Source organism: Mesorhizobium sp. A556 (assembly GCF_054489545.1).
In genome coordinates this window covers 232,004-255,561 of sequence record NZ_JBTMXA010000004.1, presented here as the reverse complement: position 1 = coordinate 255,561, position 23,558 = coordinate 232,004, and the positions used below count along the sequence as shown (strand labels likewise).

The following is a 23,558-nucleotide window of genomic DNA, read 5'->3' as shown; positions in this document are numbered from 1 at the left end:
AGCGCTTTCATGCAAGCGCTTGCACAGGAACGCACATGACCGGGCGAAGGCGCAACAATTCATCCTCGACACCGACGCTGAGCGAAGTAGCGAATGCGGCCAACGTCTCCTCGGCCACGGTTTCACGCGCGTTCGGCCGGCCGGAGCTTCTCAATCGCGAGACGGTGGAACGCGTCCATTCGGCTGCGGCGCGCCTCGGTTATGTCCCCAACCATGCCGCTCGCGCGCTGAGCACGGGCAGGGTAGGCAACATCGCGCTGATCGTGCCCGACATCACCAACCCGTTCTTCGCCGCCCTGATGCGCGGCGGGCAGGCAACGGCCCGCGAACGCGGCTATGCAACATTCATCGGCGATTCCGACGAGACGCCGGAACTGGAAGACATGCTCCTCACCAAGCTGTCGGCGCAGGTCGAAGGCTTCATCATCGCTTCCTCGCGCCTGCAGACCAAGCAGATCCTAGAACATGCGCGGCGGCGGCCTTGCGTTCTCGTCAACCGGGATATTCCCGGCATGACGCGGCTGCTGGTCGATACCGGGCCGAGTTACGCGCAGGCGCTGGAACATCTGGTTTCACTCGGCCACCGGTCGATCGCCTATGTCGCCGGGCCGGCATTTTCCTGGTCGAACAGCCAGCGCTACGGTGCCGTGACCAAGGCGGCCACAGAGCTTGGGGTCGACATCGTGCGGGTTGCGACATTGCGGCCCAGTTTCGAAGCGGGCCAGGCCTGCGTTGATGAACTTGTCCAGACCGGGGCAACCGCGGCCCTCGCCTTCGACGACGTCATGGCCCAGGGCATCATGTCCGAGCTTGCCGCGCGCGGCCTGTCGGTGCCGGGCGACTACAGCGTGGTCGGGTGCGACGGCATATTGGCGCCGACCCTTTTCCCGCCCCTGACATCCATCGTCACCCATTGCGCGGAGGCCGGAAGGCAGGCGGTAGAGCTTCTTGCCGCCATGCTGCAAGGCAAGCCCCTGCCCCACCGGCGCATCAATCTCGCCACCGAACTCGTCATCCGGGCGACGACCGAAAGCCCGTCCGCGCTGCGAGGCATGGCGCGGGCCGACCGACTTACAGCAATGGAGTGAACATGCGAATTTACGTGAAACCGGACAAACAGGCGCTGGGCACTGCTGCCGCCGAACTCGGGGCGCAGGCGATCCGGGCCGCGATCGAGGCGCGCGGTGCGGCGAACATCATCGTCGCCACCGGCGCCAGCCAGTTCGAGGTGCTTGCCGCGCTGGTGAAGCGGGACGACATCGACTGGTCGCGCGTCACCGGCTTCCATCTCGATGAATATGTCGCCATGCCTGATACGCACCCGGCGAGCTTTCGGCGCTATCTGAAGGAGCGCTTCACAACGCAATTGCCGTCGCTCGGGGCCTTTCATCTCATCGATGGGGACGTGGCCGACCCGGCCGCGGAGGTTGCCCGCGTCAGCGCGCTGATTGCCCGCCATCCCATCGACGTCACCTTCGCGGGCATCGGCGAAAACGGGCATCTGGCCTTCAACGATCCGCCCGCCGATTTCGAGACGACCGCTCCGTACCACATCGTGACGCTGGACGACCGCTGCCGCCGCCAGCAATTCGGCGAAGGCTGGTTTCCGACGCTGGAGGACGTTCCGCACAAGGCGATCTCGATGACCGTCAACCAGATCATGAAAAGCGGCCTGGTCGTGCTGGCGGTGCCGGACGCCCGCAAGGCCGAGGCGGTGCGCGATACGCTCGAAGCGCCGATCACGCCGATGGTGCCGGCAGGCATCCTGCGCAGACATGGCGCCTGCCACCTGTTTCTCGATCCGCAATCGGCCGCTTTGCTTCGCGAAGTACCGGACACAGTGGGCGAATAGACGCCCACACAACTTGGAAAAAGGGAGGAGATACCGATGACAACTCGACGCAATGCCCTTCTGACGATCTTGGGCGCTGGCGTTGCCGTGACGGCAAGGCCGGTTTTCGCACTCGCCAAGGAGTTTCCGAAACCGAAGGAACCGCTGGTCATCAACGTGGTCGACGTTGCCGGCGACCTGCAACTGAGCCAGCGGGCGCTCGACAAATTTGCCGCGACCCATCCGGAACTGGTGTCGAAATTCGTCTACACCCAGGCGCCCGCGCCGGAACTTGCCGCCAAGCTCATGGCCCAGCAGGCGGCAGGCCGGCTGGATATCGATTTCGTGCTTACCGGCAACGACGCCCTTGCCGCCGGCATCGAGCAGGGGTTGTGGACGCAGATCCTGCCCGACTATGAGGATATGTTCCCAAAACTCGACGAGCGCTACCTGCCCGGCGCCTATGCCATGCAGAAGATGGCGAGGGGGCAGGGCTTCGTCGACAGTTGGTATCCTTCAGGCCCGCTTCTGGAATATGCGCCGGAGCGCGTAAAAGATCTTCCGCAAACCGCCGAAGAGCTGCTTGCCTGGTGCAAGGCGCATCCGGGCAAGTTCATGTATGCGCGCCCGGCGAATTCCGGCCCCGGCCGCACCTTCGTCATGGGCCTGCCCTATCTGCTCGGCGACAAGGACCCGCAGGACCCCATCGACGGTTGGGAAAAGACCTGGGCCTATCTCAAGGAACTGAACGACTGCATTGACTATTACCCGTCCGGCACGACCGTGACCATGAAAGAACTGGGCGACGGCACCCGCGACATCATCGCCACGACGACCGGATGGGACATCAACCCGCGCTATCTCGGCATCGTTCCCGAGGAATACAAGGTTGCGACCCTGAAGGGCTTCCACTGGGTCAGCGACGCCAATTACATGGCGATCCCCAAGGGCGTCTCGGAAGAAAAGCTCGGCGTTCTCCTGCAACTGATCGCCTACATCCTGGAGCCGGAACAGCAGGCGTTCATGTACGACCACGGCTACATGTATCCCGGCCCGTCGATCAGGGACGTGCCGATCGAGATGGCGCCGCAGGACAGCCAGGACACGATCAAGCGTTTCGGACGACCCGAATATGCGGCGATGATCGCCGACAACCCGATCGAGCCGCCGCTCGACGCCAAGCCGCTGGTTGCCATGTTCGAGAAGTGGGACAAGGAGATCGGCGCCGCCAACAACGTCAAATAGGAACCTGTACGCTCCAACCATTCGATTGAGCATCGGAATAGGCCGAAAACCGGTACCTGCTTTCCGATCCGGTGCTCTTGGCCGGCATTTGCATGAAATCCCTCGGTCCGGCGGCGGGTCGAGGGATTTGGCGCTTGCGCCGGCCGGTCTTTGAAAGACGACGCACTCTTATGGGTGGGAAAACAACCGGGGTTGCCCGGAATGGTTTGGTGGAGCCAAGCGGGATCGAACCGCTGACCTCCTGCATGCCATGCAGGCGCTCTCCCAGCTGAGCTATGGCCCCATTCCGGCACAGGCCGGTGCCGTTTCCGGCGAAGTCGACGTGGCTGGAAACCGCGCCGTCAGTGCAGGCGGCTTCTAACCCCGCCTCTCGTCAAGATCAAGCCTTGGTCGCGCGCTTTTTTACGCCCAGGGCGAAAAGCCGGCAGGCAACGTCTCGCGCGCCCGCCCCGGCTTCAGACGTCGTCGTCGTTGTCGCCTACGCCGATGATGTCGCCGACATCGTCGTCTTCCTCTTCATCGTCGGCGAGGAACGTGTCTTCATCGTCGTCGCCGAGGTCGACATCCTCGTCTTCGTCGAGGTCGGGCACGTCGTCGGTCTTCTTTTCTTCGTCCGCCTCTTCAAGCGAAACGACCTCGACGCTCTCTTCCTCGTCGGCGTCGGCTTCCTTGACCTCTTCTTCTTCCTCCTCGAGGGCCGCAGCCTTGCTGTCCTCGAAATAGGAGCGCGGATAGGTCTTGCCGGTATAGGGCGAAACGATCGGATCCTTGTTCAGGTCGTAGAATTTCCGACCCGTCTCGGGGTCGATACGTTTGGTGCCGAGTTCGGATTTTGCCACTGCAAGCCTCGTATGGAAAAGTTTGGTCCCCTTAACCACAGTTTGCGGCCCTGTCAAAGACTTAAAGCCGCGCCCCGAAAACGTGTTTCCAAACAGGCAGGCTCAGGGGATGACCGTTCGCTGCTGCCGTGATACGAGACTGCCGCAACAATAAGAAAACGCCCGCATAGCGGCCGTTGCGCAAGGAAGAATCATGCCGCACGAAGCAGCGCCGCTGCCGGCCGTCAGCCGAAAATCAAACCCGCTTTCCGGCACCGTGCGCGTGCCCGGCGACAAGTCCATTTCGCACCGCTCCTTCATGTTCGGCGGCCTCGCGTCGGGCGAGACCCGCATCACCGGCCTGCTCGAAGGCGAGGACGTGCTGCGCACCGGCGAGGCCATGAAGGCGATGGGCGCGCATATCGAGAAGCACGGCGACGAATGGGTGATCCGTGGCACCGGCAACGGCGCGCTGCTCGAACCGGAGGGGCCGCTGGATTTCGGCAATGCCGGCACCGGCTCGCGCCTGACTATGGGCCTGGTCGGGACTTACGACATGGAAACGACCTTCATCGGCGATGCCTCGCTGTCCGGCCGGCCGATGGGCCGCGTGCTCGATCCGCTGCGGCAGATGGGCGTGCAGGTACTGAAGGCGACGCCGGGCGACCGCATGCCGATCACGCTGCGCGGACCAAAACACGCCGCCCCGATCACCTACCGCGTCCCCATGGCCTCGGCGCAGGTCAAGTCGGCGGTGCTGCTGGCCGGGCTCAATACGCCGGGCATCACCACCGTCATCGAACCGGTGATGACGCGCGACCATACCGAAAAGATGCTGCAGGGGTTCGGCGCGAACCTGGGCGTCGAGACCGACGAAAGCGGCGTGCGCCACATTTTCATCGAGGGCCAGGGCAAGCTGACCGGCCAGACCATTGCGGTGCCGGGCGATCCGTCTTCGGCCGGCTTCCCGCTGGTGGCGGCGTTGATCGTGCCGGGTTCCGATATCATCATCGAGAATGTGCTGATGAACCCGACCCGCACCGGTCTGCTGCTTACCTTGCAGGAAATGGGCGGCAAAATCGACGTGCTCAATCCGCGCAACGAAGGCGGCGAAGACGTTGCCGATTTGCGGGTGCGCTCTTCCGAATTGAAGGGCGTCACGGTGCCCCCGGAACGCGCACCGTCGATGATCGACGAATATCCGGTCCTAGCCGTCGCCGCCTGTTTTGCCGAGGGCGAAACGCTGATGCCGGGACTGGAGGAACTGCGCGTCAAGGAGAGCGACCGGCTGGCGGCCGTCGCCAATGGGCTGAAGCTGAACGGCGTCGACTGCACCGAAGGCGAAGCTTCGCTGGCGGTGCGCGGCTCGGCCGATGGCAAGGGGCTCGGCGGGGGTGCCGCCGTCAAGACCCATCTCGACCACCGCATCGCCATGAGTTTCCTCGTCATGGGACTGGCCAGCGAAAAGCCGGTGACGATCGACGACCAGGCCATGATTGCCACCAGCTTCCCGGAATTCATGGATTTGATGCGCGGACTTGGCGCGGAGATAGATGTCGTGGGGAGCGCCTAATGAAACCGATGCTGTCGCCGCGCAGCCCGATAAGGGGTGCTTGCCGATGACCACTGTTGGCGAAGCGCTTATCAGCCTGCTCGAAGCCCATGGCGTCGATACCGTCTTCGGCATTCCCGGCGTCCATACGGTCGAGCTTTACCGCGGGCTGGCGGGCTCCACCATCCGCCATGTCACCCCGCGCCACGAGCAGGGCGCCGGCTTCATGGCCGATGGCTATGCCCGCGCCTCGGGCCGGCCGGGCGTTGCCTTCGTCATCACCGGGCCGGGGCTGACCAACACGATCACCGCCATGGGACAGGCCCGCGCCGATTCGGTGCCGATGCTGGTGATCTCCGGCGTCAACGCTGCCGCTACGCTCGGCAAGGGCCTGGGCTTCCTGCACGAATTGCCGGACCAGCGCGGCATGATGGAAAAGGTGGCGCTGTTTTCCCTGCGCATCGAAGACGCGGCGGAATTGCCCGCAGCCCTTGCACGCGCATTCTCGCTGTTTGCGACGGCGCGGCCCGGACCCGTGCATATCGAAATCCCTATCGACGTGATGGCCATGCCTGCCGATGGGCTGGTAGCAATGCCTGCAAGCGAGGCGTCGCCTTCTCCCGAACCAAAAGCCATTGCCCAAGCCGCAAAACTCGCCAGCGCGGCTGAGCGGCCCGTACTCCTCGTCGGTGGTGGGGCCAAGGGCGCGGAAGCGGCGCTGAAGCGCCTCTCCGAGCGGCTTGGCGCGCCGGTCGTCCAGACCTCCAATGCGCGCGGCCTGCTGCACGGCCATCGGCTCTGCGTGCCGGCCAGCCCCAGCCTGAAGGCGGTGCGTGCCTTGATCGCCGATGCCGACCTCGTCATCGCGGCCGGCACCGAGTTCGGCCCGACCGACTACGATATGTATGGCGATGGCGGTTTTTCGATGCCGGCCAATCTGGTGCGGATCGATATCGGCGTCGACCAGCTTGATCGCCATCCAGCAAGCGTTTCCATCCACGCCGATTGCGGCGCGGCCTTCGAGGCGCTGCTGGCGCAAATCGAGGCGTTGCCGGGTGCGGCCGACGGCGCTTCCCGCGCCGCATTCGCCCGGGAAGCCGCTTTCGCCGAGATCGGCGCCGCGATGCAGGCGCAGGTGCGGGTGGTCGAAACCATCCGCGACGCGCTGCCGGGCTCGATCATCGTCGGCGATTCGACCCAGCCCATCTATGCGGCTAATCTCTATTATGATCACGACCGTCCTGCCGGCTGGTTCAACGCCGCCACCGGCTTCGGCGCGCTGGGCTTTGGCCCGCCGGCGGCAATCGGTGCGGCTATCGCCATGCCCGATGTGCCGGTCGTGTGCCTTTCCGGCGATGGCGGTTTTCAGTTCACGCTGCCCGAACTGGGCGCGGCACTCGATGCGGACGCGCCGGTCATCTTCGTTGTCTGGAACAATCGCGGCTACCGCGAGATCGAGACATCGATGCGCGATGTCGGCGTCGAGCCGGTCGGCGTCTCGCCGGCCCCGCCGGATTTCTGCAAACTTGCCGACGCTTACGGCATCCCGGCGGAGCGGCTTTCCAGCCCGGATGGGCTGAAGGACGCGCTGTTGCGGGCGAGAGGGTCAAGGCGCTGTTATCTTGTCGAGATTTCGGTTGAGTGACTGGCCGAAAGGCGCGACACTTCTGCCGGAATAGCCGTGGGGTAATCGATTATGGCCGAAACATTGCAGGACAGGCACATCGTCATAACGGGCGGCACCGGTGCGCTCGGCGGGGCGGTACTGGCGAAGCTGCTTGCCGAAGGCGCCGTCTGCCATGTGCCGAACGCGCATGCGTCGGCACCGCCGCATTTTGCCTTTGCCGGCGACGAACGCGTGAAGCTTGCGCATAATGTCGATCTGGCCGATCCAGCCAAGGTCGAAGCTTTCTATGCAAGCGTTCCGGACTTGTGGGCATCGGTCCATCTGGCCGGCGGCTTTGCCATGGCCCCCGTGGAAGCCACGGATCCGGCTTCGTTCGACGAAATGATGGACACCAACGCGCGCACCACCTTCCTGTGCTGCCGCGCCGCGATCCGCTCCATGCTGGGTTCCGGCCTGGGCGGCCGCATCGTCAACGTCACGGCCCGGCCCGGCCTTGACCCCAGGCGCGGCAGCGGCATGGTGGCCTATACGGCAAGCAAGGCCGCCGTCGCGGCAATGACCGTGGCGCTGGCGGAAGAAGTGAAGGGCAAGGGCATCCTGGTCAACGCCATTGCACCCTCGATGCTGGACACGCAGGCCAATCGCGCCGCCATGCCGAAGGCCGATTTCACCAAATGGGTCAGCCTGGAGGCGACCGCCGAGACGGTGGCCGCACTTATCTCCACCCGCAACATCGCGACCAGCGGCGCGCTCCTGCCGCTATATGGCGGGGCTTAGTCCCGCCGCTACATGGTCGGACAAAGCGCGTCCGCGTCTTCGGTCCGGCGATAGAAGCGCAACGGCTTGTCCTTGCCGGACGGACATTGCGTGAGCCACGAAGGCGGGTTCCCTTCCATCAGCATGAAGGCCAGGGGCGATTTTTTTCGAAACGCTTCGGCAAAGCCGGCGGGCGCGGCACAGACGGCAACGAGATTTGCTCCCGTCTCGGCAAGCACACTGTCCGCGTCTTGCGTCGCCGGGTCGAAGAACCGATGCACGCGTTCGATGCCTTGTGCGGCCGGGTGATTGGGTATCGCCACCACCACCGGTCCAGCCGGCTGCGCCAGCAGGTCGGCGCCGACAAGCGGAGGCGCAAGCACGACGGCCCCCGTCGGCCAGTCATATCGTCCCACGGACGGCGTCGCGCCGCAGTAGCCCGCCAGATCGACCGCTGTGACCGGCAGCGGCGCGGTTTTGACGCTCAGGTGATAAAGCGCCAGTAAAAGCGCCAGCGCCATGCCGGGAACGATCAGCATGAGCCGCCTGAAGGTCGTTGTCGGGAAGCGGCCATGGGCATATTTTTCTGCCGCCAGACGCGGCGGCAAAAGGGCAGCAACGACAAACAGCAGGCCTATGCCGGAAAACAGAGGCAGGTAGCGCAAATAGCGAAAATAGACGATGGCCTGGACCAGCGCGAGAAGCGACGCAAGCGCGAACAGGACGAGGCCGCGTTCCCGACGCCGCTCGACCAGGCACAGCATGATGGGCGCCAGCGCGCCGACAAACAGCACCATCATGGCGGGAAAGCTTTCCGACAGCACGAAGTCCGGCCGTTGAAAGAAGCTCAGTTCCTGCGGAATGCCGTCAAGCACCAAGGCGCGCAGATGCGCATCCATCCCGGCATAGGGCCCTTCCAGGCATAGCGGAAAAAGGGCTGCGACCACGGCCATGCTGGCCATAGCGGGGATGACGAGTACGCCCGCCCGCAGCAACGGGCCGTGACGGCTGGCCAGCAATGGTGCTGCCGCGAAGGTCAGGCCGGCCAGAACCAGGGCCAAGGCATAGGGGACGGAATAGGTGTCGCACTTGGCCACGGCATAGGCGGAAGGCGGCACGATCACTGCAAAAAGCACCAGTGCCGTAACCGCCAGCGCCCCGCCGAAGATCGCGATCCGCGCCCGCCCGTCCTTGCGGCCAAAAACGAAGTCGAACGCATAGAGGCCGACGACCAGCGCATGGAAAACAGCGAATTCGAGGCTGATGGCCATGCCGAGAGCGACCAGCGCCCCGCAAGCAACCGTGGCAGTGCGGCGCGGCGACAAGGCGAGCGCAAGCGCCGCGAAAAAGATCAGCACTTCCAGATTGTGATAGTCGATGCGGCCCGGCGCGAACTCGAAGAAGCTTTGCAGCGCGCAGAACACGGCCAGCGGCAAGGCGATTACCGTTCTGGTGAAGCCGGACGCGACCGCCAGCCGATTGTAGAAATACAGGGCCGGAGCCAGCAAAAGCAGCGGCACGGTAAAGGTCGCTACCGACAGGGCGGTTTCGTTGCCGACAAACGGCATGACCAGCCACGCGACGAGCGCATAGGGAAGATCGACGATCCAGGGCCAGTGCGTGACATAGGGTTCCGGCTGCAGGATGCCCGGCAGCGTGCGGTCGAAGACGTTTCCTGTTGCGATGAACGTGCGGATTTCGTGCAGTTTCAAGAGATCGTCGGGATCGTTGGCCATGGCCAGGCCCAGCACATGCCGAAAGATCATGTAGAGGGCGAGGCCGAGATAGCAGAGCGCCAGCGGCAGCAGCCCGCCGCCCGTAGGTGCAGCCGCCCGGCTGACACCCAGACCGTCATAATCCGCCGATGTTAAATCCCGCCCCATGCCCCTGTATAGACCGGCAAGATTGCCTTCGCGTAAACGATGCCGCTCCATGCAAGGGCCGAACGACGGATGCATGGTCCAAACAAAACCCCGCCGGATCGCTCCGGCGGGGTTTTTCGTCAGGTCGCGCGAAAGGCGCGGCCGATAGTTAGGCTTAGCTGCCCTGCTTCTTCAGCGCGGCACCCAGAATGTCGCCAAGCGAAGCGCCGGAGTCGGTCGAACCGTACTGGGCGACCGCTTCCTTCTCTTCGGCGATTTCCAGCGCCTTGATGGAGACCTGCAGCTTGCGGGTCTTCTTGTCGAAGGCGATGATGCGGGCATCCATCTTCTGACCGACCGAGAAACGCTCGGGACGCTGCTCGTCGCGGTCGCGCGACAGGTCGTTGCGCTTGATGAAGGTCTCGATGCCGCTGTCGACCAGCCGCACTTCCAGGCCACCTTCCTTGATACCGGTGACTTCGCAGGTAACGACCGCGTTCTTGCGCAGTTCACCGCTTGTCGCCGCTTCGCCGACCGTATCCTGCGCCAGTTGCTTGATGCCGAGCGAGATGCGTTCCTTGTCGATGTCGACGTCGAGCACCTGCGCTTTGACCATGTCGCCGCGGTTGTACTCTTCGATCACCTGCTCGCCCGGACGGGTCCAGTCGAGGTCGGAAAGGTGAACCATGCCGTCCACGTCGCCTTCCAGGCCGATGAACAGGCCGAACTCGGTCTTGTTCTTGACCTCGCCCTCGACCTGGCTGCCGACCGGGTAGGTACGTGCAAAGGCTTCCCAAGGATTCTCAAGCGTCTGCTTGAGGCCGAGCGAAATACGGCGCTTGGCCGGATCGACCTCGAGCACGACAACGTCGACCTGCTGGGTGGTCGATAGGATCTTGCCGGGGTGCACGTTCTTCTTGGTCCACGACATTTCCGAAACGTGGATAAGACCCTCGATGCCCGGCTCCAGCTCGACGAACGCGCCGTAGTCGGTGATGTTGGTGACGGTGCCGGTGATCTTCTTGCCAATCGGGAACTTGGTGCCGATGTCGGACCATGGGTCGCTCTCGAGCTGCTTCATGCCCAGCGAGATGCGGTGCGTCTCCTGGTTGATGCGCACGATCTGCACCTTGACCGTCTGACCGATGTTGAGGATTTCGGTCGGATGATTGACGCGGCGCCATGCCATGTCGGTGACGTGCAGCAGGCCGTCGATGCCGCCGAGATCGACGAACGCACCGTAATCGGTGATGTTCTTGACGACGCCTTCGACAACCTGGCCCTCTTCGAGGTTCTGGACGATCTCCGAACGCTGCTCGGCACGGCTCTCTTCGAGCACGGTGCGGCGCGACACGACGATGTTGCCGCGACGGCGATCCATTTTCAGGATCTCGAAGGGCTGCGGGTTGTGCATCAGGGGCGTGACGTCGCGGATCGGGCGGATGTCGACCTGCGAACGCGGCAGGAAGGCAACGGCACCGTCCAGATCGACGGTAAAGCCGCCCTTGACCTGGTTGAAGATGACGCCTTCGACGCGCTCGCCCTTGGTGAACTTCTCTTCGAGCTTGACCCAGCTCTCTTCGCGGCGGGCCTTTTCACGCGAAAGCATGGCTTCGCCCAGCGCGTTCTCGATGCGCTCGACATAGACTTCGACGGTGTCGCCGACCTTGAGGGTCGAGTCCTTGCCCTTGACGCCGAATTCCTTCAGCGGCACGCGGCCTTCGACCTTCAGGCCGACGTCGATGATGGCCATGTCCTTTTCGATCGCGGTGATGATGCCGCGCACGACCTGGCCTTCACCGGAATGACCGGTGGCAAATGTTTCTTCAAGCAGGCTCGCGAAATCGTCGCGAGTGGGATTTGCAGCTGACATTGTTTCTCCTGAAAGGCTCCGCCTGGCAGCGAAGCAGGCGCCGTGGGTTAGCGTTGCGGTTTACCTGCCGGCGTTCCGGGTCTTTTCAAAACCCTGGCCGCCTTTCGAGGCGGCAATTTCGGCGCATAAAGAATGCTGGCAGGCTGGTTTGTTTGCCCGTTCTTTTTTCTCCGCTTCCACTTTCCGGAAACGAGAAGAAAATCGATCAGACGGCGTCTCTCTTGGCCGTCGCGTCGTCTATGATCGCCATGGCTGCAAGAAACGCGGCTTCTATAGACATTTCCGACGTGTCGAGCAAGTGCGCGTCCGCCGCCGGCTTCAACGGCGAGTCCGCGCGGCCCATGTCACGTTCGTCACGACGAAGGATGTCGACAAGGATGTCCTTGAAATCCGCTTTCCCGCCGATGGCCTCGATCTCGTCGAAACGGCGCCGTGCGCGCACATCCGCACTTGCCGTCACGTAGAGTTTCACCGTGGCGTCCGGGCAGACCACCGTTCCGATGTCGCGCCCGTCAAGCACCGCGCCGGGCGCTGTGTTGGCGAATTCGCGTTGCTTTTCCACCAATATCCGGCGAACGCTCGGGAATACAGCCACTTTCGAGGCCGCTTCGCCCACGGCATGCGCCGAAAGAACCGTCCGGTCGAGCTTTTTCAGATCGACCTGGCGCGCCGCCGTCTCGGCTGCCGAGACATTGGCCAGCGGCAGGCCAAGTTCCAGCAGCGCATGCGCCACCGCGCGATAGGTCAGGCCGGTGTCGAGCAGGTTCAGCCGGTAGTGGTCGGCAAGCCGCCTTGCCAGCGTTCCCTTGCCGGCGCCCGCCGGCCCGTCGATGGCGACGACGATATTGGCATCCGTGGCGCTCATGCCCGCCCCTCCATCATGCCCGATGCACCGGCCGTGTCAGGCAGGTCGGGCCTCCTTCGCAAGCGACGCACAGCGCATCCGCCTCGAAGGTCGTGACGGTGCAGCCCGCCGCTTCCATGGCGGCCTTGGTTTTCGGGAAGCCGGCAATGGCGATGACCTGCCGATGGTCGGTCGGCAAAACGTTGAGGCTGAGGCCGTTGGACAGGCGAAACTCCTCCGCATCGCCTTCGACCAGTCGAATGCCATGCGCCTTCAGCATCTGATAGAAGGGTGCCGGCAGCAGCGGCGAATAGACGAGCGCCAGATCGTCGGCCAGCGGGCTGATGACCGACATCAGGTGCAGGCAGGCCTCTTCGCCTTGCCACAGCGGCAGGTCGAAGCCGTAAACCGAAATGCCTTTGGGGCCAAGCATTTCGGTAAGTTGCCGCACGCCCTCCTGGTTGGTGCGAACGCCCCGCCCGACAATCAACGTATGCTTGTCGAGCCAGATGGTATCGCCGCCCTCCACCTGGCCCGGCGCTTCGATGCGGCCGAGAATGGGAATGCCCATGCGCGTATAGGCCGCCTCATGCAAGCCGGGCTCCGGCAGCCGCAGCGCCTTGCCCATCGAAAGGATGATCGCGCCGTGATCGCTCATCAGCGACGGATCGAAGGTGAAGACAGAATCGGCCAGGCCGTCATCCTCGTCGGTCAGCCATTCGATTGTCGCGCCCGAATCGGCCACGAGCCTGGCCAGGCCCTCATGCTGAACGGCCGCCTTTTGCGGATCGAAACCCGGCCCGTAGTGCCACTGGCTGGCGTCGGCCCGACGCATGGCGCTGGCCGCCGAACGCATCATCACCCGCTTGAGTGGCCCCGCCATCGACTGCGATCCGTATGCCTTTTCCACCGCGCTCTCCTTGAAAATCCCTGACTGAAATATGCCGTGGCTCAATAACCATTGCAGCACGGTGCGATCAATGGTCCAAATACGATGGTTGACGCCGGCAAGCGGAACGGTCCATCTTGAAAAGAAAAAGCTGGCTAGTGGCGGGTAATGGGTAGGAAATTCCAGAGACGACCGGTTGATCCTCGCCACGGGGCGGCGAAGCGCTGATGGTGTCCAGCACGGCAACGACCTTGAGGCCGGGCGCGCAGCAGGATGCGCCCGAAGCCATCCACATCGACAATCTGCATAAGAAATTCGGCCAGTTGCATGTGCTGAAAGGCGTTTCCCTGTCCGCGCGCGACGGCGACGTCATCGCCATCATCGGCGGCAGCGGATCGGGCAAGTCGACCTTGCTGCGCTGCATCAACTGCCTCGAAAACCCGACCAGCGGCGTCGTTCGCGTCAATGGCGAAGAAATCCGCATGAAGGCCGATAGCCAGGGCAACACCCAGCCCGCCGACCGAAAGCAGATCGAACGTATCCGCTCCAAGCTCGGCATGGTGTTCCAGAACTTCAATTTGTGGAGCCACATGACGCTGATCGACAACGTCATCGAGGTTCCGGTGCATGTGCTGGGCGTCAAGCGCGACGAGGCCATCGCGGAGGCGGAAAAGCTGCTTGCCCGCGTCGGGCTGGCCGAAAAGCGCGACGTCTATCCAGCCTATCTGTCCGGCGGCCAGCAGCAGCGCGCGGCGATCGCCAGGGCGCTCGCCATCAAGCCGCGCGTCATGCTGTTCGACGAGCCGACCTCGGCGCTCGACCCCGAACTGGTCGGCGAGGTGCTCAAGGTCATCGGCGACCTGGCGCGCGAGGGCCGCACCATGGTGCTGGTCACGCACGAGATGAAGTTCGCGCGCGAGGTCGCAACGCATGTCGTCTATCTCTACAACGGGGTAGTCGAGGAGGAAGGGCCGCCGGAGGCGATTTTTGGCGCGCCGAAGTCGGAGCGGCTGAAGCAGTTCATCCGCAGTATCGGATAATTTGGGGCTAACAGACAGGAACGTCACAAAGTGGGAGAACGAAGAATGAAGACTTTTCTGAAGATGGCGACGGTGGCCGCCGTAATGACGCTGACCGGCGCATTTTCGGCGAGCGCGGAGCAGACCAAGGTCGGCTTTTCGCCGGAGGCCTATCCACCCTTCTACACGCAGGATTCGTCCGGCAACTGGACCGGCTGGGAGGTGGATATCACCATGGCGATCTGCGCCGAGGCCAAGCTTGATTGCGTGCTGACCCCGATCCCGTGGGATGGCCTGATCCCGGCGCTGAAGACGAAGAAGATCGACACGATCATGAATTCGCTGTCGATCACCGCCGAGCGCAAGAAGGAGATCGACTTCTCCGACAAATATTACAACACGCCGACCGTGATCGTCGGGCCGAAATCCGAGAAATTCGATGCGACGCCCGAAGGGCTGAAGGGCAAGATCCTCGGCGTTCAGGTTTCCACCGTTCACGCAGCCTATGCCAAGAAGCACTTTGCCGACAGCGCAGCCGAGATCAAGGAATACCAGACGCAGGATGAGGCCAACCAGGATCTGGTTGCCGGCCGCATCGATGCCACTCAAGCCGATGGCATCGCGCTCGATGCCTTCCTGAAATCCGACCAGGGCAAGGAATGCTGCGAACTCAAGGGTGCTGTCGCGCCCGATCTTGAAGTGCTTGGACCCGGCGTCGGCGCTGGCGTGCGCAAGGGCGACACCGAACTTGCCGGCAAGATCAGCGAAGCCATCAAGGCCATCCGCGCCAACGGCAAATATGCCGAAGTCACCAAGAAGTACTTCGATTTCGACATCTTCGGCGACGAACCCGCCGCCAACTGACGGTATCGGCCGCCGGCCAGCTACCCCTTTATCGACAGGGGACGGCTGGCCGGTCGCTTCCTGAGCGGCCCGTTCCGGCAGCCGTTCACTTTCCGTTGATTTCGTATCGGGTCACAAAAGCATCTGCGCTTTGATCCGATGCCACACCGTGAGGAACTACCCTGTACGACATTCTTGCCGCTGCCTTCGGAAGCAGCACGCTGGCGCTGCTGTCGCTTTCGCCTCCGGGCTGGGGCGCGAACCTGCTGGTCGGCCTCGTCAAATCGATCGAGATCGCGGCGGGCGCATTCGGCCTCGGCCTGTTGATCGGCATTTGCGGGGCCTATGGCAAGCTCTATGGTGGCCCGGTCGTCCGCGACCTGTTCGAAGTCTATACGACGGTCGTACGCGCGGTGCCCGAACTGGTGCTCATCCTGCTGCTCTATTATGCCGGCACCGACCTCATCAACCAGTTGCTGGGTGTGTTCGGCCATGCGCCGGTCGATATCAACGGGCTTGTCGCGGGCATCGGCGTGCTGGGTGTCGTGCAGGGCGCCTATTCGACGGAAGTCTTGCGCGGGGCGATCCTCGCCATCCCGCAAGGGCAGATCGAGGCGGCGCGTGCCTACGGCATGCCGCCTCGCCTGCTGCTGCGGCGCATCACGCTGCCGGCGATGCTGCCTTTCGCCATTCCGGGCCTTTCCAACCTATGGCTCATCGCCACCAAGGACACCGCCCTTCTGGCCATCGTCGGCTTCAGTGAACTGACGCAGACGACCCGGCTCGCGGCCGGTTCCACCAAGGCCTATCTGACCTTCTTTCTCGCGGCGGGCGCCTTGTATCTGACGCTGTCGCTGGTTTCCAATTTCTACATCGCGCGCATCGAGCGGCGGGCGCGGCGCGGCATGCCCTCGCTCAAGGACGCGCGCTGATGTCCGCCGGCATGGATCCCCTTATCCAACGCGCGGCGCGCGCTTCGCTGTGGCTGCAGCCGCACCGGATCGTCATGCTGGCCGTCGCGCTGGGTCTCGTGCTGTCGGCGGCATTCTTCATGCGCTGGGATTGGCTGCCGCGCTACTGGCCGCTGGCGCTGGAGGGCATCTGGCGGACCCTATGGCTGCTGGTGGTCACCTGCGTGCTCGGCATCGCGCTTGCCATCCCGCTTGGGCTGGCGCAAGCGGCGGGGCCTAGATATCTCAGCGGGCCGGCGCTGGCCTTCTGCTCGATCATTCGCGGCACGCCGCTTTTGCTGCAATTGTGGCTGCTCTATTTCGGGCTGGGCTCGCTGTTTCCGCAATTCCCGTGGATACGCGAATCCTTTCTTTGGCCGTATCTGCGGCAGGCCTGGCCTTATGGCGTGCTGGCGCTGACGCTGTCCTATGCCGGCTACGAGGGCGAGGTGATGCGCGGCGCCTTTGCCGGCGTGCCGCGCGGTCAGCTAGAGGCCGCCCGCGCCTTCGGCATGACCCGCTGGACCGCCTTCCGGCGTATCTGGCTGCCGCAGGCGCTCTACCGGGCGTTGCCGACGCTGACCGGTGAAACCGTGCTGCAATTGAAGGCGACGCCGCTGGTGGCGACCATCACCATGGTCGACATCTACTCGGTGGCTTCGCGTGTGCGGCAGGAGACGTTCATCACCTACGAGCCATTGCTGCTGCTTGCCGTGGTCTATATGGCGATCACCGGCATCCTCGTCTTCGTTTTCCGCAAGATCGAAGCCCGGATGCCGAACAGGGTAGGATAGAACCGCTATCCAAAATCAGGATCGCGTCATGCAACTCAGTCTCGATCAGGCAACCGGCCTGTGCCGCATGGCGGCGCTGGGGGCCGGCGCTGGCGACGAGGCGGCGCAATCGCTGGCGTCGGCGACCGTGACGGCGGAAGTCGAGGGCAATACCGCAGTCGGGCTTTCGCATTTCATCGATTATCTCGATGCGCTGGAGGCGGGCCGTATCGACGGCAAGGCCGATCCCGTCGTGACGAGGCCCGCGCTGGCGCTCTATCTGTCGGATGCCAAGGGCGGCATTGCCCATACCGCCTTCGACCGCACCATTGACGATCTCGCCAAGGCGGCCCGGCTGTTCGGTGTCGCCATCTTTTCGCAGAATAACGCCTATACCTGCGGCGCGCTCGGCTATTTCACCCGGCGGCTGGCCGAACGGGGGCTGGTTTCCTTCGCGGCCACCAACGGGCTGGCGCTGCTTGCCGGGGCGGGATCGATCAGGCCGGTCTATTGCACCAACCCGATGTCGTTTGCAGCACCTGCCGCCGATGGCACGCCGCTGGTCATCGACCAGGCCTCGAGTGCCGCCGCCTTCGTCACCATCCGCAAGGCGGCTGAGGCGTGCGAAAAAATCCCCGAAGGTTTTGCGCTCGACGCCCTCGGCAACCCGACCACCGATCCGGCGCAGGCCATGAAGGGCGCGCTGCTGGCTTTCGGCGGCAACCGCGGGGCCAATATCGCGCTGATGGTGGAAGTGTTGGCGGCAGGTCTGTCGGGCGCGAACTGGTCGCTCGACGCGCCTTCCTTCGCCGATGGTTCGCAAAGCCCCGGCAGCGGCCTGTTCATCCTCGCCATCGAGCCAAAACTGCTCGACGCGGATTTCGAGCAGCGCATGGCGGATCAGCTCGAGCGCTTGCGGGGGCACGGCGTGCATCTGCCGGGTCGCGCCGGCGTGGAAGCCTCGCAACGGGCGGCCTTGCATGGCCTGACTGTCTCAAAGGATGTCGTGCAGCGCATTTCGGAATTCGCGGCCCGCTATTCGGCCTGAACGGCGCATTCCGTTAGAGAATAGGCGCCTCGATCAACTAATGTTCATTTGACTGTGAGCGAGCGGATCGAGTCGTTCGGCTCCTCAGCAAAGGAGATATTTTACCGATGACGTCCGAAAATTCCCGTGAACGCCTGATCGTACCCGTCCTTGGCTGCGTCTACGCAAAGCTGCACGACAGCGCCGAGACGCTGCTTCGTGTCGTCGCCGGCGGCATTCTCGCCGTTCACGGCTCGTCGAAGATCGGCAATCCGTTCGGCGCTGCCGAAATGGTCGAAGGCCTCGGCTTCTATCCCGGCGTCTTCTGGTCGCCCTTGCTGGCAGTCACCGAATTCTTCGGCGGCATTCTGCTGGCGCTCGGCCTGTTGACTCGGCCCGCCGCCTTCGCCGGCATGATCGTCCTGCTGGTCACGGTGTGGTTTCATTGGGTCACGATGGGTCAGGGTTTTTCCGGCGCCGAAAAGTCGATCCTGTGGGCGGCCATCATGGCCTTCTTCGTCGTTCGCGGTGGCAATCGTCATTCCGTGGACGCCCGGCTCGGCAAAGCGTTCTGATTGTCCGGGAAGCGGGTGCGGCGACCAGTCGCCGCCCTTTGCCTTTGGCGAAAAACCGACTATGAAACGGCTTCAGCCAGACCCCTGACGATCCACAGGGGCGCAGTTTGTCGGAGCGTGTCATGACCGAAATCCTGGAAACGCCAAAGCTCGTCGTCGTTTTCGGCGGCTCGGGCTTCATCGGTCGCCATGTCGTGCGAGCTCTGGCCATGCGCGGTTATCGCATCCGCGTCGGCTGCCGCCGCCCCGATCTCGCCGGCCATTTGCAGCCGCTCGGCAATGTCGGCCAGATCCAGCCGGTGCAGGCCAATCTTCGCATGCGCTGGTCGATCGACCGGGCCGTTCAGGGCGCAGACCATGTCGTCAACCTTGTCGGCATCCTGCATGAAAGCGGCCGCCAGCGGTTCACAACCGTGCACCAGTTCGGCGCACGCGCCGTCGCCGAGGCCGCGCGCGCGGTCGGCGCGGGCCTCACCCACGTTTCGGCGCTGGGCGCCGACCGAAATTCTGAATCGTCCTATGCACGCACCAAGGCGCTGGGCGAAAAGGCGGTGTTCGAAACCGTCCCTGATGCTGTCGTGCTGCGGCCGTCGGTTGCTTTCGGACCGGAAGACGCTTTTTTCAACCGGTTCGCCGCCATGGCCCGTATTTCGCCGGCGCTGCCGCTGATCGGCGGCGGCCAGACCCGCTTCCAGCCGGTCTATGTCGCCGACATCGCCGGGGCGGTAGCCCGTTCCGTCGATGGCGATGCAGCGGCCGGACAGGTCTATGAACTCGGCGGCCCAAGCGTGCTCACCTTCAAGGAGTGCATGGAAGAACTTTTGACCGTGATCCACCGCAAGCGGCCGCTGATCCCGGTGCCGTGGTGGGTCGCCAACGTCCAGGCCTCAATCCTCGGCCTTTTGCCGAACCCTCTTCTTACGCGGGACCAGGTGACGCAACTGCGTTCGCACAACGTCGTTTCCGCGGCCGCCGCCGCGGAAGGCCGGACGCTGGCGGGACTTGGCATCCAGCCGCAGGCCATCGGCACCATCCTGCCCAGCTATCTGTGGCGTTTCCGCGCCGCCGGACAATTCCAGCGCAAGCCCGCGGCTTAGGAAACCGTTTGAAAATCTCGTGAGACCGGGCTGCAAACGGCGCTCGGCTGCACTCCGGTGCTCACGTACTTAAAGTACGCTCCGCTCCGGCACTCGCCGTGCACCGTTTTCGCCTCGGCCTGACGATTTTTCAAACGGTTTCCAAGGTGCCGTTAACCCCAGACCAGCAGCGCGATCATCCCCGTACGTGAGCACCGGAAGCGCAGAAACCTGCGTCAGATGGCCGGCTGGGTAGAGTTTGCAAACAGACTCTCAGCCCCAGATCAATAGCGCGATCATCCCCACCCCGCCGACGATCAGCCGCCACCAGCCGAACAGCGAATAGCCGTGGCGCGAAACGTAGTCGAGCAGGAAGCGCACGACGAACAGGGCCGAGACGAAAGCCGCCACGAAGCCGATGGCGATGAGTGAAAGATCGGAGCTTGTCAGCACGTTCCGGTTCTTGATCAGGTCGAAGGTGAAAGCGCCGAGCATGGTCGGCATGGCGAGGAAGAAGGAAAATTCGGCCGCCGCCCGCTTTTCGACGCCCAACAGCATGGCGCCTACGATGGTTGCGCCGGAGCGCGAGGTTCCGGGTATCATGGCGAGGCACTGGAACAGGCCGATCTCGATATAGCGCCGGAGCGGGAAGCGCTCGACGTCGCGATAGATCGGCTTGAGGTCCATGCGGTCCACCCAAAGCAGCACGACGCCGCCGATGATCAGCATGGTGCAGATCAGCTTTGGCGATTCGAACAGCACCGTCTTGATGAAATCATGCGCAAGCGCGCCGATGATCGCTGCCGGCAGAAACGCCAGCACGATGCCGAGGACAAAGTGCCGTGTCAGCCGATCATGCCGAAAATCGACCAGCATCTTCCACAGGCGCTGGAAATAGAGGCTGAGGATAGCCAGGATCGCGCCCAACTGGATGAGGATTTCGAACGCCTTGCCGGTCGATTCGAAGCCGAGAAAGTGCCCGGCGAGCAGGATATGCCCCGTCGAGGATACCGGGATGAACTCCGTCAACCCTTCGATCAGGCCGAGCAGCAGCGCTTCAACGATGGTATGGGTTTCCATGGAACCTCGATCACGGCTTGCTTGTCATGGCGCGGAACTAACCCTATAGGTCGCTGGACATGACCGCCCTCAGATCGGGCGGACAACACTTACCGGCGCGAGCGGCGATTCGCCAGAGCGCTTTTTTCACCGCTGGACCATGCTGACGCTTTTTCATCACCCGATGTTCGCCTCCTGCCGCTTCGTCCGCCTCGCCTTCGGCGAGTATGGCGAGGAACTGGCGTTGATCGAGGAAAAGCCGTGGACGCGGCGCAAGGAGTTTCTGGCGCTCAATCCGGCGGGCACGCTGCCCATCCTGCTGGCCGAAGGAGACGTGCCGATCGTCGGCGCCAGCGTCATCGCCGAATATCTCGATGAAACGCGCGGCGTGCTGAAGCGCGAGAAGCGGCTGTTTGCCGAAGACCCGATGGACCGCGCCGAAATTCGCCGGCTGACCGACTGGTATCTCAACAAGGCCGACAGCGAAATCACGCGGCATCTGGTGCGCGAACGCGTGCTGAAGCCGGTCATGCCCGAAGCGTCGGGCGGCGGCTCTCCGGATTCGGCCGCGATCCGGGCGGCTCGGGCCAATATCCGCCAGCACATGAAATACACCAACTGGCTGGCCGGCACCCGGCCGTGGCTGGCCGGCGGCAGGATCACCTATGCCGACCTGGCCGCGGCAGCGGCGCTGTCGGTGCTCGACTATCTCGGCGAAATCGACTGGCGCGAGCATAATGCCGCGCGCGAATGGTACACGCGCGTCAAGTCGCGGCCATCGTTCCGGCCGCTTTTGGCCGACCGCGTGCGCGGCCTAACCCCGGTGTCGCACTATGCGGACCTCGATTTCTGATCCGACCAAGCTTCGCGCGCTGATCGACCGCGAGGCGCAGGCTGCCGGTTTCGATGCCGTCGCCGTCACCACGCCCGATGCCATCCCGATGGCGCCAGCGCGGCTTGCCGAATTCGTCGATGCCGGCTTCCATGGCTCGATGGGCTGGATCGAAGAGACGCTGGAGCGCCGCAGCAGCCCCTCCACGCTATGGCCGGAAGTGCGCTCCATCGTCGTTTTGGCCATGAACTACGCGCCCGACCACGACCCCCGCGAAATCCTCGGCCAAAAGAGCAGCGGCGCGATTTCGGTCTATGCGCAAAACCGCGATTACCACGACGTGATGAAAGGCCGGCTGAAGGAGATCGCCGGCAAGCTCGTCGCCAGGGCCGGCGGCGACGTAAAGGTGTTCGTCGATACCGCGCCCATCATGGAAAAGCCGTTGGCGGGGGCCGCCGGCCTTGGCTGGCAGGGCAAGCACACCAATCTGGTCAGCCGCGAGCATGGTTCGTGGCTGTTCCTCGGCACGATTTTCACCACGGCCGAACTGGAGCCGGGCGCGCCGGAAATCGACCATTGCGGTTCGTGCCGCGCCTGCCTCGACGCTTGCCCGACGAATGCCTTTCCCGCGCCCTACAAGCTCGATGCGCGGCGCTGCATCTCCTACCTCACCATCGAGAACAAGGGGCCGATCCCGCTGGAATTCAGGCAGGCCATCGGCAATCGCATCTATGGCTGCGACGATTGTCTTGCCGCCTGCCCGTGGAACAAGTTCGCCCACGCCGCATCGGAGGCGAAGCTGGCCGCCCGCGACGATCTGCGCGAACCGGCGCTGGCCGAGCTTTTGCGGCTGGACGATGCTTCGTTTCGCAGCTTTTTCTCCGGTTCCCCGGTCAAGCGCATCGGCCGTGACCGTTTTTTGCGCAATGTTCTGATCGCGGCGGGCAATTCCACAGACGCTTCGCTCGTCCCTACTGTGCGCGCCCTGCTTGCCGATCCGTCGCCGCTGGTGCGCGGCGCGGCCATCTGGGCGCTGTCGCGGCTTGTGCCGGATGGCGAATTTTCCGATCTTGCCAAAGTGGCCCTGCGCACCGAAAGCGACGACGACGTGCGCAGCGAATGGCTTCCGGTCATTCCGGGCCAAATCGAGATGGAAAGCCAGGCATGAGTCGGGAAAAGATATTCATTTTCGGAGCGGGTTATTCCGGCCAAGCGTTTGCACAGGCTAGCCCCAGTGCGACGATTGTCGGCACGACGCGCTCGCCGGAAAAATTCGATGCGCTGCGGCAGGCCGGCATCGCGCCATTGCTTTTCAACGGTTCTCTGACGCCAGAGATCGCGGCAGCGCTTCGCGAAACCACCCATCTCGTCATCTCCACCGCGCCCGAGGAAGCCGGCGATCCGGTACTGAATGCGGCGCGTGAAGCCATCGCGAAAAACATGCCGGCGCTGACTTGGATCGGTTATCTGTCGACGGTCGGCGTCTATGGCGACCATGGCGGCGGGTGGGTCGACGAGGCCGCCGAATGCCGGCCGCAGTCGCGCCGATCCGTCATGCGGGTGGCGGCCGAGCTGGAATGGCTGGCGCTCGGGCGGGAAATCGGCCGGTCGGTCGCGGTGCTGCGCCTGTCGGGCATTTACGGGCCGGGTCGCAATGCCTTCGTCAATTTGCAGAACGGCACCGCCAAGCGGCTGGTCAAGCAAGGCCAGGTGTTCAACCGCATCCACCGCGACGACATCGGCGGCGCGCTCAGCCATTTGGCCGGGCAAAATCGCGGCGGCGTCTTTAACGTCACCGACGATTTGCCGGCGCCGCCGCCGGATGTTGTGGCTTACGCGGCAAAATTGATGGGCGTCGAGCCGCCGCCTGAAATTGCCTTCGAGACGGCCCAACTTTCGCCCATGGCGCGTTCTTTCTATGGCGAGAACAAGCGCGTGGCCAATGCGGCGATCAAGGCTACCGGCTATCATTTCCGTTTCCCCGATTACCGCGCTGCGCTGGACCGGATGTGGGCGGACGGCAACTGGAACGACGGTGCGGCACGCAGCCCTATTCGGCGTTAAGTTTTGCGTAACCACGACGGCTCAAGGTCCGGCAAAAAGCTCG

22 protein-coding genes and 1 tRNA gene are annotated in these 23,558 nt (G+C 63.6%); 16 read left to right on the top strand and 7 right to left on the bottom strand.

What is annotated here, in order from left to right; all coding sequences use genetic code 11:
* Positions 1-35 precede the first annotated feature (35 nt).
* The 3 genes from ACX3P0_RS11640 to ACX3P0_RS11630 are packed head-to-tail and all read left to right on the top strand — an operon-like array spanning position 36 to position 3,076.
* Positions 36-1,088 (top strand): LacI family DNA-binding transcriptional regulator, encoded by a 1,053-nt coding sequence (locus tag ACX3P0_RS11640; protein WP_459088590.1) that lies wholly within the window; start codon positions 36-38, stop codon positions 1,086-1,088.
* A gap of 2 nt (positions 1,089-1,090) precedes the next feature.
* Positions 1,091-1,852, top strand: coding sequence for a glucosamine-6-phosphate deaminase (locus tag ACX3P0_RS11635; RefSeq protein ID WP_459088588.1), 762 nt, complete (start codon positions 1,091-1,093; stop codon positions 1,850-1,852).
* A 36-nt stretch (positions 1,853-1,888) separates the two neighbouring features.
* On the top strand, positions 1,889-3,076 hold the full coding sequence (locus tag ACX3P0_RS11630) for an extracellular solute-binding protein (protein ID WP_459088586.1): 1,188 nt from the start codon (positions 1,889-1,891) through the stop codon (positions 3,074-3,076).
* Positions 3,077-3,283: 207 nt separating this feature from the next.
* Here ACX3P0_RS11630 and ACX3P0_RS11625 read toward each other — a convergent pair.
* Positions 3,284-3,359: transfer RNA gene (locus ACX3P0_RS11625), tRNA-Ala, on the bottom strand.
* A 172-nt stretch (positions 3,360-3,531) separates the two neighbouring features.
* Positions 3,532-3,915 (bottom strand): TIGR02300 family protein, encoded by a 384-nt coding sequence (locus tag ACX3P0_RS11620; protein WP_459077565.1) that lies wholly within the window; start codon positions 3,913-3,915, stop codon positions 3,532-3,534.
* 193 nt (positions 3,916-4,108) lie between these two features.
* Here ACX3P0_RS11620 and aroA point away from each other — a divergent pair, with 193 nt between their 5' ends.
* From aroA to ACX3P0_RS11605, 3 genes are read left to right on the top strand one after another with little or no spacing between them, the layout of a single operon-like run.
* Positions 4,109-5,467: a 3-phosphoshikimate 1-carboxyvinyltransferase gene (gene aroA / locus ACX3P0_RS11615; protein WP_459088584.1), complete on the top strand. Its 1,359-nt coding sequence runs from the start codon at positions 4,109-4,111 to the stop codon at positions 5,465-5,467.
* Positions 5,468-5,513: 46 nt separating this feature from the next.
* Positions 5,514-7,091: a 5-guanidino-2-oxopentanoate decarboxylase gene (locus ACX3P0_RS11610; RefSeq protein ID WP_459088582.1), complete on the top strand. Its 1,578-nt coding sequence runs from the start codon at positions 5,514-5,516 to the stop codon at positions 7,089-7,091.
* A 51-nt stretch (positions 7,092-7,142) separates the two neighbouring features.
* Positions 7,143-7,850: an SDR family NAD(P)-dependent oxidoreductase gene (locus ACX3P0_RS11605; RefSeq protein ID WP_459088580.1), complete on the top strand. Its 708-nt coding sequence runs from the start codon at positions 7,143-7,145 to the stop codon at positions 7,848-7,850.
* A gap of 8 nt (positions 7,851-7,858) precedes the next feature.
* On the opposite strand, the gene ACX3P0_RS11600 is transcribed toward ACX3P0_RS11605, so the two are convergent.
* The 4 genes from ACX3P0_RS11600 to ACX3P0_RS11585 form a co-directional block, all read right to left on the bottom strand.
* Positions 7,859-9,712 carry a hypothetical protein gene (locus ACX3P0_RS11600; protein ID WP_459088578.1) on the bottom strand — a complete coding sequence of 618 codons (1,854 nt, stop codon included), beginning with the start codon at positions 9,710-9,712 and terminating at the stop codon, positions 7,859-7,861.
* A 154-nt stretch (positions 9,713-9,866) separates the two neighbouring features.
* Positions 9,867-11,564, bottom strand: a complete 1,698-nt coding sequence (gene rpsA / locus ACX3P0_RS11595) for a 30S ribosomal protein S1 (protein ID WP_459088576.1) — start codon at positions 11,562-11,564, stop codon at positions 9,867-9,869.
* 205 nt (positions 11,565-11,769) lie between these two features.
* Positions 11,770-12,429, bottom strand: coding sequence for a (d)CMP kinase (gene cmk / locus ACX3P0_RS11590; RefSeq protein WP_459088574.1), 660 nt, complete (start codon positions 12,427-12,429; stop codon positions 11,770-11,772).
* Positions 12,430-12,442: 13 nt separating this feature from the next.
* Entirely contained in the window at positions 12,443-13,291 is an 849-nt protein-coding gene (locus ACX3P0_RS11585; protein ID WP_459077902.1) for a dimethylarginine dimethylaminohydrolase family protein, read from the bottom strand.
* A 233-nt stretch (positions 13,292-13,524) separates the two neighbouring features.
* Between ACX3P0_RS11585 and ACX3P0_RS11580 the strand changes: the two genes are divergently transcribed.
* From ACX3P0_RS11580 to ACX3P0_RS11550, 7 genes are all read left to right on the top strand, one after another.
* The gene (locus ACX3P0_RS11580; protein ID WP_459077558.1) at positions 13,525-14,337 is read left to right on the top strand and encodes an ABC transporter ATP-binding protein; all 813 of its coding nucleotides are present in this window, start codon (positions 13,525-13,527) and stop codon (positions 14,335-14,337) included.
* Positions 14,338-14,382: 45 nt separating this feature from the next.
* Entirely contained in the window at positions 14,383-15,180 is a 798-nt protein-coding gene (locus ACX3P0_RS11575; protein WP_459088572.1) for a transporter substrate-binding domain-containing protein, read from the top strand.
* Between the two features lie 200 nt (positions 15,181-15,380).
* Complete coding sequence (locus tag ACX3P0_RS11570; RefSeq protein WP_459088749.1) at positions 15,381-16,091, top strand: ABC transporter permease; 711 nt, start codon at positions 15,381-15,383, stop codon at positions 16,089-16,091.
* The gene (locus tag ACX3P0_RS11565; protein ID WP_459088570.1) at positions 16,091-16,903 is read left to right on the top strand and encodes an ABC transporter permease; all 813 of its coding nucleotides are present in this window, start codon (positions 16,091-16,093) and stop codon (positions 16,901-16,903) included. The genes ACX3P0_RS11570 and ACX3P0_RS11565 overlap by 1 nt, the downstream gene beginning before the upstream one ends.
* A 28-nt stretch (positions 16,904-16,931) precedes the next feature.
* Positions 16,932-17,930 (top strand): Ldh family oxidoreductase, encoded by a 999-nt coding sequence (locus tag ACX3P0_RS11560; RefSeq protein ID WP_459088568.1) that lies wholly within the window; start codon positions 16,932-16,934, stop codon positions 17,928-17,930.
* A 107-nt stretch (positions 17,931-18,037) separates the two neighbouring features.
* On the top strand, positions 18,038-18,484 hold the full coding sequence (locus ACX3P0_RS11555; protein ID WP_459077554.1) for a DoxX family protein: 447 nt from the start codon (positions 18,038-18,040) through the stop codon (positions 18,482-18,484).
* A 122-nt stretch (positions 18,485-18,606) separates the two neighbouring features.
* Positions 18,607-19,581, top strand: a complete 975-nt coding sequence (locus ACX3P0_RS11550) for a complex I NDUFA9 subunit family protein (RefSeq protein WP_459088566.1) — start codon at positions 18,607-18,609, stop codon at positions 19,579-19,581.
* Positions 19,582-19,833: 252 nt separating this feature from the next.
* On the opposite strand, the gene ACX3P0_RS11545 is transcribed toward ACX3P0_RS11550, so the two are convergent.
* Entirely contained in the window at positions 19,834-20,640 is an 807-nt protein-coding gene (locus ACX3P0_RS11545; protein ID WP_459077552.1) for an undecaprenyl-diphosphate phosphatase, read from the bottom strand.
* A gap of 139 nt (positions 20,641-20,779) precedes the next feature.
* On the opposite strand from ACX3P0_RS11545, the gene ACX3P0_RS11540 reads away from it, so the two are divergent.
* The 3 genes from ACX3P0_RS11540 to ACX3P0_RS11530 are packed head-to-tail and all read left to right on the top strand — an operon-like array spanning position 20,780 to position 23,515.
* A complete protein-coding gene (locus ACX3P0_RS11540) occupies positions 20,780-21,472 on the top strand; it encodes a glutathione S-transferase family protein (protein ID WP_459088564.1) in 693 nt (230 codons plus the stop codon).
* Positions 21,453-22,619 (top strand): tRNA epoxyqueuosine(34) reductase QueG, encoded by a 1,167-nt coding sequence (gene queG, locus ACX3P0_RS11535; protein WP_459088562.1) that lies wholly within the window; start codon positions 21,453-21,455, stop codon positions 22,617-22,619. The genes ACX3P0_RS11540 and queG overlap by 20 nt, the downstream gene beginning before the upstream one ends.
* Positions 22,616-23,515, top strand: a complete 900-nt coding sequence (locus ACX3P0_RS11530) for an SDR family oxidoreductase (RefSeq protein WP_459088560.1) — start codon at positions 22,616-22,618, stop codon at positions 23,513-23,515. The genes queG and ACX3P0_RS11530 overlap by 4 nt, the downstream gene beginning before the upstream one ends.
* Positions 23,516-23,558: the final 43 nt, after the last annotated feature.